Raw genomic sequence first — 12,253 nt, 5'->3', positions numbered from 1 at the left:
GCCGAGGCCGGTGCCGCCGAAGCGCCGGCTGATCGAGCCGTCGACCTGGCTGAAGCGCTTGAACAGCCGGTCCTGCTGCGCCGAATTGATCCCGATGCCGGTGTCGGTGACCTCGAAGCGCAGGTCGTGGCCGCGCGCCCCCGAGCGCTCGCGCCGGACCACGAGGGTCACCGAGCCGACGGGGGTGAACTTCACCGCGTTGTTCAGCAGGTTCAGCAGCACCTGGCGCAGCCGGCTCGCGTCGCCGAGGACGAAGGCGGGCAGATCCGGGTCGATCCGGGTCTCGATCCGCAGGTTGCTCTTCAGCGCGCCGCCGCGGACGATCGAGACGGTGTTGTCGATCACCGAGATCAGCGGGAACGAGACCGGGTCGAGGGTCAGCTGCCCGGCCTCGATCTTCGAGAAGTCGAGGATGTCGTTGACGACGGTGAGCAGCGCGGCGCCCGAGCCCTGGATCAGCTCGAGCCGGTGACGGTCCTCCGCCCGCAGGTGGGTCTCGTCGAGCAGCATGTCGGCGTAGCCGAGGATGCCGTTCAGGGGCGTACGGATCTCGTGGCTCATCGCAGCGAGGAATTCGCTCTTGGCCTCGCTCGCCCGCTCGGCTTCGGCACGCGCCTCCTCGGCGACGCGCGTCTGCTCCTGCACACGCTGCGCGAGCGTCGCGTTCAACTCGAACAGAGCGCGCTCCGCAGTCTCACGTGCGGTTTCGTCCCGAAGCGTCAGTACCGCCCCGATCTGCTGGCCATCTGCCCCACGAAGCGGCTGGGCATTACCTACCGCGAGCACTTCGACGCCATCCGGTCGCACGATCCGCCATCGCGCCTCCCGAACCGTCTCCCCACGCACCGCGCGCGCCAGCGGCAAATCAAGGGGTGGATACGGTCGCCCATCCTCGGTGAAGAGCCGGTAGGTGTCGCTGTAGGCATCCGGCTCGACATCGAGGCGAGCGACACCGTGAATGGCAGCGGCAGCCCCGTTCACCATCGTGATCCGACCTGCTGCATCGGTGACGATCACGCCCTCGGCGAGCTGATTGAGGATGATGGCCTGGGTTGCAGCGGCAGTCTCAGTTTGGTCCGCGGGGTCGATCGGGAACCGGGGGGAAGGCTGCATGTGGACCGGCGTGCCGAGTTAGTTTCTGCCCGGCGAGACCACAGGCAGGCGATCGCGATCCAGGAACTCCAGGGTTCGGGACGAACGATACACCTGCCACCCTGTAAGAGAGGTAAAATGCCTGTCAGCCTTCAGCGGCAAACATCGTGCCTCCTGTTAGTCGCTGGTCAGCGACGGACCATCTGCTACACGGCAGGCCTCTCGACGCTCGCGCGCCGCGGCGGTCGCGAACGCCGGCAGGCAGCTCGGCACAGAGAGCACGCGATGACAGGTCGGCGCGGGCCAGTTCCCTGCACCGTGCCCGTGACGCCTCGGGCCAGGTGATCGCGTGAAGGTCGATGCAGCGGGGAACAGGAACCGCCGGCGCCGGCTTATGGCCCGCTCGAAGCCTTGGAGGTGGTAGCCCCGCTCACCCGAACCGTACCGACTTCAAACTCACGCCACTTTGCTACGCGCCGCGAGCGCCGTCATTGCCTGTTCCAGCTTGGCGGCCTGGCTAGCTAGACCGTACGCCACCTCCTGCAGTTCACTGGCGGCACTGCCCGCCGTCTCAGCCGTTGCGCTGACCCCTGCTATGCTGCTGGCGACTTGCTGCGTCCCGGAAGCCGCCCGGCTCACGTTGCTTGCGATCTCATGGGTCGCAGCGCGCTGCTGGTCGACCGCGGCAGCCATGGTAGCGGCGACCTGATCCATCTCGGCGATCATCGCGGCGATGCGCTCGATCGCCCCGACCGCCAAGCTGGTCGCGCCCTGCATCGCTGCAACTTGCGCCGAAATCTCTTGGGTCGCTTGGGCGGTCTGACTTGCGAGATCCTTCACCTCGGCGGCCACCACCGCGAACCCACGGCCTGCTTCGCCCGCGCGGGCCGCCTCAATGGTTGCATTGAGTGCCAGGAGGTTGGTTTGCGAAGCGATCGACGAGATAAGTGATACGACGTCGCTGATCTTGGCGGCAGAGCCTGACAAGCTCTGAACCGTGGTGTCGGTCTGGTGGGCGGCCAAATTGGCGGACTGCGCGATCTGGGCGGCGCGCGAGACCTGCTGAGAGACCTCGCTCAGGGATGCAGACAACTGCTCTGCCGCGGCCGCAACACCGTCGACATTCTGGGAGGCCTCATGGGAAGCGCCCATGACGGTCTGCGCCAATTCGGCGGTAACCGTCGTCGCCCTCGCCGTCGTCGAAGCGCTTCCGTTTACCGCCTCGGCACTCTGAGCTACGCTCGACACGATAGCCTGAACTTGCCGCTGGAAGCCTTCGAGTTCGGTCGCCGCCTCGCTGCGGCGCTCATCTTCGACGCGCGCGTATGTCTCAAGCAGCAGCTCGAGATCGAACCAAGCCAATCGGTTGATCACGCCGGTGAGGGCGCGGTGCTCACGCAGCTGCCTCATCCTGCCGGGCGACCCGAACCTGTCGTCGATTGGGCCCGCCAGACCAAGCTCGGCGACGAGGGCGCGTGACACGACCGAATGACAGATGACGATGGCGTATGCCGGAACCTTGTGACGGCAGAATGCCGTAGCCAAACGTTCCACGGATGCATCGAACTCCGGTCCGATTTCGCCGGTGGCCACGAGCGTCCAGTGAGCGAGGCGTGCGGCATGAACCTCCGGGGCTTTCAAGGCCGGAGCGATTTCTGGCCAGTTGGCGAAGGTATCTTGCAGCTTCGCGAGCAGCCCCGGCATCGTCTGCCGGACGACATCCGCATGCGCGCGCAACGCTATCACATCCTCCGCCGTGACGCCGAAAACACCAAGGCTCTTCCTGTGTTTGGTGTTCGTCGGCATGCTAGTCTCACGTAGAAGCAGCTGGTCCGCTGTAGCGTGCGCATCACTCACGAAGACCAAGTTAACGGGGGCATGGCATCAAGACAATGTGATTGAATGGTGCCTCGTCGGCCATAGATAGTCCGCTGAGAAATCAAGGATCCGTTCGTCCGCGTTTGGGCGACGACACAGCCGCCGATCCTGGCGCTCGCAACGGAGAACACCGAGCTGCGAGCGGCGCTGGCCGAGGCGCAGGACCTCCTCGTCGAGACTGCCGTCGATGCCGGCGAGATGCATGCTCGGCTTGAGGAGGTGCGAGCTGAGCTTGCGGCCGCTCTAACTCAGCGCGATGCGTGGCGAGCGGAAGCCGTCACCGATCGCCGGCACCTGATAGCAACTTTTCGACTTGGCTGAGCCCGTTTTCACGGGCCTTGGCTTCGCTCGGATGGCTGCGGTCGGACCGCTGCATTAGTTTGCCATTCTTCCGGATAGCCCACTGGTAAGAGCCGCCCTCCGCCTTCGGAGGCACGATCTCCAGGGAGTAGGGATGGATGTTTGTGGCAGTCTCGCTCATGAGCCCCATCATGCCATAGGTGTTGGGTAAGGCCCAGGCGCGGACGGACCCCTGCATGCTACCCGCGGCATCTTCCGGTAGCGGGTGCCCCCAGAACCCGAGATCGAAAGCTCATGCTGAAAGATGAATGCACGTGCCTCCTTCGCTCTTTGATTGAGAAGGCTCAACGCGAGGATCTAGGTGCAGCCCAGAACGCGATCCTGCGGTTCGCCATGAGCCAGTCCGAGCCGCAGGCCAGGGCAGCGGCTATGGATGATCTGCTGTCGGACCTCGCGGGTGAAGACGGGGCCGACAGCGGCTCCGATCTTCAAAAGGCTTTCCGCACCGTCCTCGTGTCGATGATCGAACGGACGAAGATAACGGTCGGACCCGGTTCACCCGGACATGCGAGGTAACGCCCTTCCCAATCAGCGGCTGACACCCAACCCCTGGCACTCCCCCGTTACTCCTAGTCAGCGGCTGACAGGTCGGGTCGGCGCAGGTGCCAGATCCCCACGGCTTGACTCTTACCCTGTCAGCCCGTGTGCGCACGACGTCGGGTCGTGGAGGCCCGAGGGTGGCTTGTCGGCTGGAATGTAGTAGGCGGCCCTGTATGAAGGGGCATACAGGACCGCCACAGCGGATCGGGCAGATCTGCTGGCTGCTGATGCAGCGCCTACCGCAGTGCACCAGACAAGTTGCTGAAGGATGAGCGATACGTCGTCGGCTCTACCGTCGACGCCGACCCCGTTCCTCGTCGGCCACCGCTTCTACCGCCGCGATGGCGTTCTCTAGCTCCGCGATCCGCTTCAGGGTGCTGTCGGCCGGCATCGTATCGTACTGAGCGGCTTCCATGATGAGATCGCGCTGACGGGCCTTCAGGCGGTCCAAGAGGGCTTCGAGCTTGTCCATGGGCGCGCTTTAGCGAGGCGTGCCTTCCTCGACAACATGGCACCCACCAGCAGCTTTCAGTGCGTGTGGTGTGATACCTCTGCTCCTACCGTGCTCCTTACCGTGACGCTGCCGTACCTTGCCGTGCACAACCGTGGCCTTGCCGCGGAGCTACGATGGCCGTCGCCAGCGGGCCACAAAGGGCCACACGATGCCCACAACAGGCCCAGCGAAAGCCCACCATTCGAGGGTACTCACACCACACGCACTGAAGCTGGATTGGCCGTGCCTGCCAGGATGTAGCAAGCCGCCGTTGCCGTATCAGCCGGGCCGGGCCATCTTGGGATGACATCGGCCGCACATGTTTCGGTCCGGAGATCCACTCATGGCTCGCTACGCACAATTCGTCCCGTCGCTTGCCCTTGGTGTGGCCATGCTGGCCTCGCCAGCTTTGGCGCTATCCGCCAAGGACTGTTCCGTGAAGTACCAGGCCGCCAAGCAGGCTGGCACGCTGAACGGGCAGAAGTGGAACGATTTCCGGAAGGCTGAGTGCGGGGCGCCGGCTGATACACCTACAACCCCCACCGCGAACCCCTTCTCGCCAAACGCCGCTTCGCCCGCAGCTCCATCTCCGGTACCCACCACGACAGCAACGAGATCGGCACCGACACCGCGGTCTTCGGTGACGGGGTCCGCTGTGTTCCCGAGAGCGGTCAATCCGAAGTACGCGAGCGAGTCGGCCGGTAAGGGTCGGATGCACACCTGCTTGGATCAGTACAACGCCAACAAGGCTGCTGCCGGTGGCGCCAACAACGGCGGCATGAAGTGGATCGAGAAGGGCGGCGGGTACTACTCGGTTTGCAACAAGGGGCTAAAGAGCTAGTAGTCAAAATCTAGCGCCTGAGACCTTCTGCTAGGGCTGTCCTCATTTCTAACCGGACCTTCCTAGCAGAAGCATGGCTGCCGAAGTACCGAGCGCCGTAACCGTCGGATAGAACGTGAGAGCAAAGCCAAGCGCACGCCCTCTAGCGCCACGTTTGTACCCGACCCAAAATAACGTGCGCCCTACGCAGAACATGGCAGCAAGCGTCATTAGGATCGCCGTAGGGTGGCCTACGACGGCGGCGAAGACCAAGTGCGTCAGGACGGCTAAAACGACCTGTTCCGCCGTGTTCTGTAGGATCGCAACGGCATCCCGCACTGATTGAGATCCTGATCCGGCGCTGCTTCCTGCGATGTCCTCGATCGAAAAGAACCTTAGCCGCGCCACATTCGCGATTGCGGCGGCAAGCCAGCCGATGACGAACACATCCGCGCGCAAGGCGGTCTGCAAACGCTCAGCAACGGGCACCACGAGGGTCTTCTCAGGGTCCCAGAAAGCGGCGAGACTCAGCATGATGGCCGTGATGATGACAGCCAGTGCCATTCCGACCGCGACACGGTGCTGCTCGTGTCGAAAAACTTCCTTCCTAGGCATGGCGCGCGTCCTTAGCGGACGCTCCTACCATCTCTAAGCGCGCATCGGTATGATTGCTTCCCAGACGTTGCGGACATGACGAGCGAGTACCAAGCGCCAGATTTCCACCGCTAGCTCCTCTTACCTAACCCAACTCGCCACTCCGCCGTGCCGGGAGCATGTCCCGCGATGAGTGTGGCTGAAGCTCCAGGTATCATCACGACAGCGGGCCGAGGCTCCTTCGGGCTTCGACCCGTCACGGGTATGTGCTGGCTGGTGGACGGTAGAGCCATCGCGGCTGTGATAGTGGCCGTGACGGTCGAGACCGTGCTCGTCCGGTTCCTTGAATTCGCGACTCGCCGCACCGAACGGCGAACTAGCGAGAATGCATCCTACAGCCGCCAGCCTAAGCCAGGCAGCAGCAGATGCGCATGTTCCAGATCGCAGCATAGAGCGTCAGTGATCCGCACCATGGGTGCCGGTCGCGCCCGTGTAGGAATTGACGTTGCCGCGGGTGCCGTAGTTGTCGAGCTGCGTCCCGTTCGGGTTCGTCGAATGATGAGGCGCAACGTACGTGCCGTTAGAGCGCGTGTAGCCGGACACCGAGTGGCTGCTGCTGCTGGACCCGGTGCCGCTCATGCCGTGGCCACCACTACCACGCGCCTCCGCGCCGATCGTCGAAAGCAATAGAGCAGTCAGACAGAGCATTGTCTTCATAGCGTTTCCTCCTCTTTGTTGATCGGGAAATCAGCATGGAGGCGAAGCGCGGTCTACCGTTCTGGAAAGTGCGGATCGGGATATAACCTCAGTGTGATATCTAAACTACAGATAGGCGCAACGTGCATCCTTAGGGTGTCAGAGCGGCGGCATCAGTTCGCCCATGGGAGAACACCTATGAAGAAAACGCTCGCGACGGCATTCGTCGCCCTGATCACGCTTGGTGTGTTCGCCTCGGCCGATGCTGAAGCCCGCGGCCGGACTGGCAGCCACCGGGTTGGTGGTCACGGCAGCCATGGCAAAGGCAGCCACTATGTCGGGGGTCATCGGTGAAAAAGATCGTTTTTGCTCTCGCGCTGACCCTCGTCACGGCAGGTACAGCCTTGGCCCAGAGCTGCCAGCACGATAGCGACCGAGCGTCTGATGGATCGCGCTGCGGTCATCGTTCATCAGACTCGCGCTCTGGGGGGCGCTAATTGGATTGGCGGAGTGAGCGGCGTCGATGCAGTGCGCTCCGTCATTCCTGTTCTGCCCGTAGCACTTTCGTGTGTCCCAGATCGGCTTGGCCACGTTCAGTCGTTTTCGGCTTTCTACCGCCCCACCGGCATCGGCTCACGACCCTGCATCCCCATCGACCGGGCCAAGAGCAGCATGCGCTGCACCAGATCCTCAGTCCCGCGGCTGCCAGCCGGCTTGCGGGCCACGGCCTGAAGGCTCGGCGCCATAGCCGGATCGAGCAGCATCCTCGCCACGGCTGCGGTGTTGCCCATCATTCGCGCCTGTGTGACGGCGTTGCCAACACCTCTGCGCAGGCCGACGAACGCGCCACCGGCAGCTCCGTGGAGGCCGCCGAAGGCCCCGCCTAAGGCCGCGCTAGACGCCGACTTCATTTCGCTACCAGCGCGAAGGCCGGAACCAAAAATGGCGCACAGGGGCATTCGACCCCGCAGTGGTGCCCGACCCGCGCGCTTGGCTGGAAAGCCGTCTTGGCCCCTTGGCGGGGTTCCATGTCGAGGGTGCCGCCGCGCCTGCTTTGCCGACCGCGGCCTCAATGCTGGCCGCCGACCCAGCTCTCGTCGCCCGCTACAGCCTCGTCGCCAGCTGCGAGCCCGACGCCGCCCGCCCGACTCCGGTCCGCGCCGAGGTGATCCGGTTCGATCCAGCCGCCCCCATCACCTTCCCACCCCTGATCGCCGGCCGCCTCGGCCTGATGCGCGCCGCCGAGGCGACCGGCCGTGTCGCCGCCTTGGAGCTTGCGGAATGATCTCGACCCAGCTCGTCGCCACCCAACAGGCTCTGGCCGACATCTTCGACCGGCACGACCGGGTCTTCCTCGGCTTCAGCGGCGGCAAGGATAGCCTGACCCTCGCCCACCTCTGCGAGCCGTGGCGGGACCGCCTCACCCTCCTGTGGTCGAACACGGGGCACATGGCGCCTCACATGGTCGACTTCGTCCGCGGCCATCGCGACCGCTACGACCTGATTGAGGTCGCCCCCGAGCACCCCATGCTCGACCAGTGGCGTGAACACGGCGCCCCGGCCGATATCCTGCCTCTAGAGCACGTCGAAGGCATCGACTGGCGTGCGCCCCGCTTGCAGCCCTGGACTGACTGCTGCGGCGCTCATCGGGTCGGGCCGGTGTTAACCTACGTCAGCGGCTTGAACGGCTCTTGTGCCCTCCTATTAGGTCAGAGGCAGATCGACGAAGGCGGCACCCCCGCTGGCCTGTCCTCTGCCGCGCCAGCACATGTCGAGGTCGCGCTGCCACTCTGGGATTGGTCCACATCGGACGTGTTGGCCTACGCGGCGAAGCAGGGCCTCCGACTGGCCCCTCACCACGCCGATTGCCCAACCAGCCTCGAATGCACGATCTGCCCGGCGAACCTCTCCCGTGAGAAGCTGGACCTGCTCGATCGCCTCTATCCCGAGGATGCCGCCTTCGTCCGTCAGGCCGCCCGTCATTCGCTCAGCCTCGCCGCAGCCAAGGCCAACGAGATCCTGGCCGTGCTCGACGGCACCGGCTTTGCGGCTCGGGAGCTGCGCCGATGAACCTCACCGGACTGACTTTCCACAACGGGGAACCGCGGATGCCAGCGACCGACCTCGATCGGCAGTGGTTCAAGGCCAATCCGGGCCGGAAGTATCGCCATCGTCGAGCGACGCCTGCCGAAATTGCAGGATGGGAGGTGCCGCCACGGGCCGGCTTCGCGGCTTGGTGCATCATCCGCCGGTCGGACAGCGCGTCCGTCTCCTACGCGTTTCCGAGCGATGCAACCTGGGATGTTGCTGACGAGGAATTGGCCGCACTCTTCGAACGCCTGAACGAGGGCATGGCATGAAGGGCCGCTCTATCCCGGCCAAGCCATCCGACCTCGACCGGCTTGTGGACGAGACGGCGGCCCGCGTCGCGGACGCCACGATCGCAGCCCTGCGCAGCATGTTCTCAGAGCCCTTCATTCGGGGCGTGATCGAGCGGGAAGCCAAGATCGCGGTTCAGGCCGCCATGCTGGCCGAAGCCGAGCGCATGCGGATCAGCACGGCTGCACCGTCGCCTCAGCCCGAGCCATCGAAGGTGGTTCAGCAGCCGGCGTCGCGCCCCACCGCCTACCGGATCAACGCTGCGGCGAAGGAACTCGGGGTCGGCCGGACCAAGCTCTACGAACTGATCGCATCCGGCGCGCTACCGGCTCGGAAGCGGGACGGCGTGACGTACATCCGCGCTGTTGACCTCGAAGCCTACGCGGATGGGCAGCCGATCATGGGCAGTGCGCAATGATGATAGCGCACACGAAAACGGCGGGGCTCTTACCCCGCCGCACGATCTCGATGATGCTTCTGACCCTACCGTCAGAGCCAGACGAAGATGCCTACCGTCCCGATGACGGTGCCGACGAGGCCGAAGGCGAAGGCTCCGATCATCAGGTAGTTGGACAGCTTCAATTGCATGCCTGTGAACCTGTCAGCCGATCAGCAGCGGTTCCCGCCAGCAGTCTGGCCGTACTGCTTCACCGGGAAGTTCTGCTGGTTGGCATTGCCCTCGGCAGCCGAACTCATCGGGCAGGTCGCCGGGTTACGGTGGAAGCCAGCGTCGTAACCGTTGAACGAACCCGTCGTCTCAACCTCGTAGGGCGAGAACCCGGTGTAGCGGGCGGGCCGATCGTAGGCCATTGCAGACGAGATCGAGGCAACGCCAAAAACAAGGGCGGTGGCGATGGCGGCGATACGGGTCTTCATGGTCGTATTCAAACTCCTGTTCAGGACAATCCCTGGATCGGGCCTGTTTCCTTCTGCTTGAGACTAAGATGGGGTGTCGATTTCATTCTCGACGTGACGCTGCGCACGCGCCGACGCGGATTAAAATACCTTGGAGCACAAGCATGACCCCGCGCGAACTCGCCGCCTTTACCGCCGGCATCCAGGCCGCCCGCCAGGCTGCCATGACGGCTGCCGTCACCATTGAGGTCCGCGACGACGCCCGAGAGGTTCGCCAGCAGGCCGCCGCGGCAGCCCTTCACGGCCTCGCCGCGGGGCTGAAGGTCGCCTTCCTAGATCCCCCGGCCGAGCCTGATCCGACAACTTCGACCTGCATTCCACCTGCATTTGCAGACTCCAACAAGGGAATAGATGTCATAGGTGCTGTCTATGAAGATGATGTGATAGGATAGACCATGACCACGGCAGGCAAATTTGAGCCCGGCCAGTCCGGCAACCCGGCTGGTAAGGCGAAGGGTACGCGGCACCGCACGACGCTCGCCATGGAGGCGTTGCTGGAAGGCGAGGCCGAGACTCTGACCCGCAAAGCCATCGAACTCGCCTGCGAGGGCGACACGGTTGCTCTGCGCCTCTGCCTGGACCGCCTCGCGCCCGTTCGGAGGGACCGCCACGTCATCTTCGACCTGCCGGCGATCGACACCACGGCCGACCTGCCGAAGGCGACCAACGCCCTCCTGCAGGCCATCGCAGCTGGAGAACTCACCCCGTCTGAGGCCGCCGACATCGGCAAGGCCGTAGACGCCCACGTCCGCGCGATCGAGGTCACGGACCTGCATCAGCGCCTTGCCCGCCTCGAAGAAGGAATGCAGCAATGACCTCACGCGTGATCGACCTCCGCCTCCGAAAGATCGAGAAGCAGCAGAGCGCCAACCGCTTCGACCGCATGTCCGAGGCCGAGTTAGACGAGCAGATCAACGAAGGCCTCGCCACGGTCTGCTTCGGCTACCCCTCTGTGAATGCCGCCGCAGAGGCGTTCCGTGCGTCTCCCAGCCTCGAAGATCATCAGCTCGCGGACCAACTCGATTGGTACATCGGCTACGTCGCCGAGGAGCGTGCGGCTGGTCGGATGAATTGAAGGCGGGCTGGTGCCGGTGCCCCCACCCTGATCCTCACTGATTGCCCTCCAAGGGGGCGGACCCGACATCCGCGTCGAGGACTGGCAGTCCTGGGTCGCCGATGGCCTCGGCATGATCACGAACGGCGTGCTCTGTGTCACCGGCCCGGAGCTGACCGCGGACGAGTGGACGGCGCGGCATGTCACGGAGCATTGGGATCCGGTCCGCGGACTGGCGCTTCAGCTCGCCAAAGCTCTCATCTCGGGTACACCTTCGCGCAAGACGTAGCCGCGGCCCCAGACCGTCTCGATGTAGTTCTTGCCACCCGATGCAGTAGCGAGTTTCTTCCGCAGCTTGCACATGAACACGTCGATGATCTTAATCTCGGGCTCGTCCATGCCGCCGTAGATCTGATTGAGGAACATCTCTTTGGTGATCGTCGTGCCCTTCCGTAGGGCAAGGAGTTCCAGCATCTGGTACTCTTTAGCCGTGAGATTGGTCGGGATACCGGCAACCTCGACGAACTTCTTATCGATATTGACCGTGAGGTCGTCGATTGTGACGACGGCTTCGGCATGCCCCTGCGACCGGCGAACGATCGCCTGGATGCGGGCCACGAGCTCATCCTTGTGGAACGGCTTGGTGAGGTAGTCGTCGGCGCCAAAGCCAAGGCCCTTCACCTTGTCCTCGATGCTGGCCATGCCCGAAAGGATCAGGATCGGCGTCTTGACCCTGGCGAGGCGAAGGCTGCGCAGCACTTCGTAGCCCGACATGTCAGGCAGGTTCAGATCGAGCAGGATGATGTCGTAGTCGTAGAGCTTGCCGAGATCGACTCCTTCCTCACCGAGATCGGTGACGAAGGGATTGAACCCTGCCGTCTTGAGCATCAGCTCGATGCTCTGCGCTACCGACGCATCGTCCTCGATTAGCAGAACCCGCATCGTCCAACCCCGAAAAATCTAAGAAACCCCTAATGCGGTATCCCTAACAAAAGCTTGACGCTCGATTTGGCAAATCGTTATGCAGAGCGATAGGTTTTCCAAGGGTAATAGTATGACTGATGATGCGATGCTCGTTTCGGGGCGCAATGAGCTTGAAATGACGGCCGACCTCGTCGCCGCTTACGTCTCGAACAACAACGTGCCCGTCGCCGAACTGGCGGCCCTGATTGCCAGGGTTCATACCGCTCTTACCGGGCTCGGCAAGGAAGCCGTGCCAGAGCTGACTAGTCCCGAGAAGCCGACGCCCGCACAGATCCGCAAGTCGGTCACCCCGGACGGCATGGTCAGCTTCGAGGATGGCAAGACCTACAAGACGATGAAGCGCCACCTCACGCTTCGCGGGCTCACACCGGAGAGCTACCGTGCGAAGTACGGCCTACCGTCTGACTACCCCATCGTATCGGCTGCTTACTCCGCCAAGCGGTCCGAG

The 12,253-nt window shown here is 63.7% G+C and carries 19 protein-coding genes and 1 pseudogene; 11 read left to right on the top strand and 9 right to left on the bottom strand.

Going from position 1 to position 12,253, the window contains the following annotated elements; translation table 11 throughout:
• From MKK55_RS29315 to MKK55_RS09020, 3 genes and pseudogenes are all read right to left on the bottom strand, one after another.
• Positions 1 to 1,068, bottom strand: a pseudogene (locus MKK55_RS29315) (histidine kinase dimerization/phospho-acceptor domain-containing protein); the annotation flags it as partial.
• A 480-nt stretch (positions 1,069 to 1,548) separates the two neighbouring features.
• Positions 1,549 to 2,898 carry a globin-coupled sensor protein gene (locus MKK55_RS09030; RefSeq protein WP_243934316.1) on the bottom strand — a complete coding sequence of 450 codons (1,350 nt, stop codon included), beginning with the start codon at positions 2,896 to 2,898 and terminating at the stop codon, positions 1,549 to 1,551.
• Positions 2,899 to 3,247: 349 nt separating this feature from the next.
• On the bottom strand, positions 3,248 to 3,451 hold the full coding sequence (locus MKK55_RS09020; protein ID WP_243934315.1) for a hypothetical protein: 204 nt from the start codon (positions 3,449 to 3,451) through the stop codon (positions 3,248 to 3,250).
• Between the two features lie 113 nt (positions 3,452 to 3,564).
• Between MKK55_RS09020 and MKK55_RS09015 the strand changes: the two genes are divergently transcribed.
• The gene (locus MKK55_RS09015; protein WP_243934314.1) at positions 3,565 to 3,846 is read left to right on the top strand and encodes a hypothetical protein; all 282 of its coding nucleotides are present in this window, start codon (positions 3,565 to 3,567) and stop codon (positions 3,844 to 3,846) included.
• 313 nt (positions 3,847 to 4,159) lie between these two features.
• On the opposite strand, the gene MKK55_RS09010 is transcribed toward MKK55_RS09015, so the two are convergent.
• On the bottom strand, positions 4,160 to 4,342 hold the full coding sequence (locus MKK55_RS09010; protein WP_243934312.1) for a hypothetical protein: 183 nt from the start codon (positions 4,340 to 4,342) through the stop codon (positions 4,160 to 4,162).
• A gap of 364 nt (positions 4,343 to 4,706) precedes the next feature.
• Here MKK55_RS09010 and MKK55_RS09005 point away from each other — a divergent pair, with 364 nt between their 5' ends.
• A complete protein-coding gene (locus MKK55_RS09005; RefSeq protein ID WP_243934310.1) occupies positions 4,707 to 5,204 on the top strand; it encodes a hypothetical protein in 498 nt (165 codons plus the stop codon).
• A gap of 48 nt (positions 5,205 to 5,252) precedes the next feature.
• On the opposite strand, the gene MKK55_RS09000 is transcribed toward MKK55_RS09005, so the two are convergent.
• From MKK55_RS09000 to MKK55_RS08990, 3 genes are all read right to left on the bottom strand, one after another.
• Positions 5,253 to 5,798, bottom strand: a complete 546-nt coding sequence (locus MKK55_RS09000; RefSeq protein WP_243934309.1) for an MAPEG family protein — start codon at positions 5,796 to 5,798, stop codon at positions 5,253 to 5,255.
• A gap of 120 nt (positions 5,799 to 5,918) precedes the next feature.
• Positions 5,919 to 6,227 (bottom strand): DUF3761 domain-containing protein, encoded by a 309-nt coding sequence (locus MKK55_RS08995; RefSeq protein ID WP_243934308.1) that lies wholly within the window; start codon positions 6,225 to 6,227, stop codon positions 5,919 to 5,921.
• Between the two features lie 6 nt (positions 6,228 to 6,233).
• Positions 6,234 to 6,494 (bottom strand): hypothetical protein, encoded by a 261-nt coding sequence (locus tag MKK55_RS08990; protein WP_243934307.1) that lies wholly within the window; start codon positions 6,492 to 6,494, stop codon positions 6,234 to 6,236.
• A 177-nt stretch (positions 6,495 to 6,671) separates the two neighbouring features.
• On the opposite strand from MKK55_RS08990, the gene MKK55_RS08985 reads away from it, so the two are divergent.
• The 5 genes from MKK55_RS08985 (at position 6,672) to MKK55_RS08965 (ending at position 9,270) form a co-directional block, all read left to right on the top strand.
• Positions 6,672 to 6,827, top strand: a complete 156-nt coding sequence (locus MKK55_RS08985; protein WP_243934306.1) for a hypothetical protein — start codon at positions 6,672 to 6,674, stop codon at positions 6,825 to 6,827.
• Positions 6,828 to 7,488: 661 nt separating this feature from the next.
• Complete coding sequence (locus MKK55_RS08980) at positions 7,489 to 7,758, top strand: hypothetical protein (protein WP_243934305.1); 270 nt, start codon at positions 7,489 to 7,491, stop codon at positions 7,756 to 7,758.
• The gene (locus tag MKK55_RS08975) at positions 7,755 to 8,543 is read left to right on the top strand and encodes a phosphoadenosine phosphosulfate reductase family protein (RefSeq protein WP_243934303.1); all 789 of its coding nucleotides are present in this window, start codon (positions 7,755 to 7,757) and stop codon (positions 8,541 to 8,543) included. Before MKK55_RS08980 ends, MKK55_RS08975 begins: the two co-directional genes overlap by 4 nt.
• Positions 8,540 to 8,833, top strand: coding sequence for a hypothetical protein (locus MKK55_RS08970; protein WP_243934302.1), 294 nt, complete (start codon positions 8,540 to 8,542; stop codon positions 8,831 to 8,833). The genes MKK55_RS08975 and MKK55_RS08970 overlap by 4 nt, the downstream gene beginning before the upstream one ends.
• Positions 8,830 to 9,270 carry a helix-turn-helix domain-containing protein gene (locus MKK55_RS08965; RefSeq protein WP_243934301.1) on the top strand — a complete coding sequence of 147 codons (441 nt, stop codon included), beginning with the start codon at positions 8,830 to 8,832 and terminating at the stop codon, positions 9,268 to 9,270. Before MKK55_RS08970 ends, MKK55_RS08965 begins: the two co-directional genes overlap by 4 nt.
• Before the next feature lie 191 nt (positions 9,271 to 9,461).
• Here the strand turns inward: MKK55_RS08965 and MKK55_RS08960 are convergent, their stop codons facing one another.
• Positions 9,462 to 9,728 carry a hypothetical protein gene (locus tag MKK55_RS08960; RefSeq protein ID WP_243934300.1) on the bottom strand — a complete coding sequence of 89 codons (267 nt, stop codon included), beginning with the start codon at positions 9,726 to 9,728 and terminating at the stop codon, positions 9,462 to 9,464.
• A 143-nt stretch (positions 9,729 to 9,871) separates the two neighbouring features.
• Between MKK55_RS08960 and MKK55_RS08955 the strand changes: the two genes are divergently transcribed.
• The 3 genes from MKK55_RS08955 to MKK55_RS08945 are packed head-to-tail and all read left to right on the top strand — an operon-like array spanning position 9,872 to position 10,842.
• A complete protein-coding gene (locus MKK55_RS08955; RefSeq protein ID WP_243934299.1) occupies positions 9,872 to 10,159 on the top strand; it encodes a hypothetical protein in 288 nt (95 codons plus the stop codon).
• Positions 10,160 to 10,162: 3 nt separating this feature from the next.
• Complete coding sequence (locus MKK55_RS08950) at positions 10,163 to 10,582, top strand: DUF5681 domain-containing protein (protein ID WP_243934298.1); 420 nt, start codon at positions 10,163 to 10,165, stop codon at positions 10,580 to 10,582.
• Positions 10,583 to 10,590: 8 nt separating this feature from the next.
• Positions 10,591 to 10,842 (top strand): hypothetical protein, encoded by a 252-nt coding sequence (locus tag MKK55_RS08945; protein ID WP_243934297.1) that lies wholly within the window; start codon positions 10,591 to 10,593, stop codon positions 10,840 to 10,842.
• Between the two features lie 219 nt (positions 10,843 to 11,061).
• Here MKK55_RS08945 and ctrA read toward each other — a convergent pair whose 3' ends face one another.
• Positions 11,062 to 11,763, bottom strand: a complete 702-nt coding sequence (gene ctrA, locus MKK55_RS08940; RefSeq protein ID WP_243934296.1) for a response regulator transcription factor CtrA — start codon at positions 11,761 to 11,763, stop codon at positions 11,062 to 11,064.
• 112 nt (positions 11,764 to 11,875) lie between these two features.
• On the opposite strand from ctrA, the gene MKK55_RS08935 reads away from it, so the two are divergent.
• Positions 11,876 to 12,253, top strand: a 378-nt coding sequence (locus tag MKK55_RS08935; RefSeq protein WP_243934295.1) for a MucR family transcriptional regulator, incomplete at its 3' end; no start/stop codon positions are given.

Source organism: Methylobacterium sp. J-059, assembly GCF_022829485.1.
Lineage (GTDB): Bacteria > Pseudomonadota > Alphaproteobacteria > Rhizobiales > Beijerinckiaceae > Methylobacterium.
Note: the sequence above shows the minus strand (reverse complement) of the source record. Positions and strands in the feature narration are given on the sequence as shown.

Excerpts from the sequence above, each read along its gene's own strand:
- MKK55_RS09030 (WP_243934316.1), bottom strand. The coding sequence starts at position 2,898 with ATGCCGACGAACACCAAACACAGGAAGAGCCTTGGTGTTTTCGGCGTC.
- MKK55_RS09020 (WP_243934315.1), bottom strand. The coding sequence starts at position 3,451 with ATGAGCGAGACTGCCACAAACATCCATCCCTACTCCCTGGAGATCGTG.
- MKK55_RS09015 (WP_243934314.1), top strand. The coding sequence starts at position 3,565 with ATGCTGAAAGATGAATGCACGTGCCTCCTTCGCTCTTTGATTGAGAAG.
- MKK55_RS09010 (WP_243934312.1), bottom strand. The coding sequence starts at position 4,342 with ATGGACAAGCTCGAAGCCCTCTTGGACCGCCTGAAGGCCCGTCAGCGC.
- MKK55_RS09005 (WP_243934310.1), top strand. The coding sequence starts at position 4,707 with ATGGCTCGCTACGCACAATTCGTCCCGTCGCTTGCCCTTGGTGTGGCC.
- MKK55_RS09000 (WP_243934309.1), bottom strand. The coding sequence starts at position 5,798 with ATGCCTAGGAAGGAAGTTTTTCGACACGAGCAGCACCGTGTCGCGGTC.
- MKK55_RS08995 (WP_243934308.1), bottom strand. The coding sequence starts at position 6,227 with ATGCTGCGATCTGGAACATGCGCATCTGCTGCTGCCTGGCTTAGGCTG.
- MKK55_RS08990 (WP_243934307.1), bottom strand. The coding sequence starts at position 6,494 with ATGAAGACAATGCTCTGTCTGACTGCTCTATTGCTTTCGACGATCGGC.
- MKK55_RS08985 (WP_243934306.1), top strand. The coding sequence starts at position 6,672 with ATGAAGAAAACGCTCGCGACGGCATTCGTCGCCCTGATCACGCTTGGT.
- MKK55_RS08975 (WP_243934303.1), top strand. The coding sequence starts at position 7,755 with ATGATCTCGACCCAGCTCGTCGCCACCCAACAGGCTCTGGCCGACATC.
- MKK55_RS08970 (WP_243934302.1), top strand. The coding sequence starts at position 8,540 with ATGAACCTCACCGGACTGACTTTCCACAACGGGGAACCGCGGATGCCA.
- MKK55_RS08965 (WP_243934301.1), top strand. The coding sequence starts at position 8,830 with ATGAAGGGCCGCTCTATCCCGGCCAAGCCATCCGACCTCGACCGGCTT.
- MKK55_RS08960 (WP_243934300.1), bottom strand. The coding sequence starts at position 9,728 with ATGAAGACCCGTATCGCCGCCATCGCCACCGCCCTTGTTTTTGGCGTT.
- MKK55_RS08955 (WP_243934299.1), top strand. The coding sequence starts at position 9,872 with ATGACCCCGCGCGAACTCGCCGCCTTTACCGCCGGCATCCAGGCCGCC.
- MKK55_RS08950 (WP_243934298.1), top strand. The coding sequence starts at position 10,163 with ATGACCACGGCAGGCAAATTTGAGCCCGGCCAGTCCGGCAACCCGGCT.
- ctrA (WP_243934296.1), bottom strand. The coding sequence starts at position 11,763 with ATGCGGGTTCTGCTAATCGAGGACGATGCGTCGGTAGCGCAGAGCATC.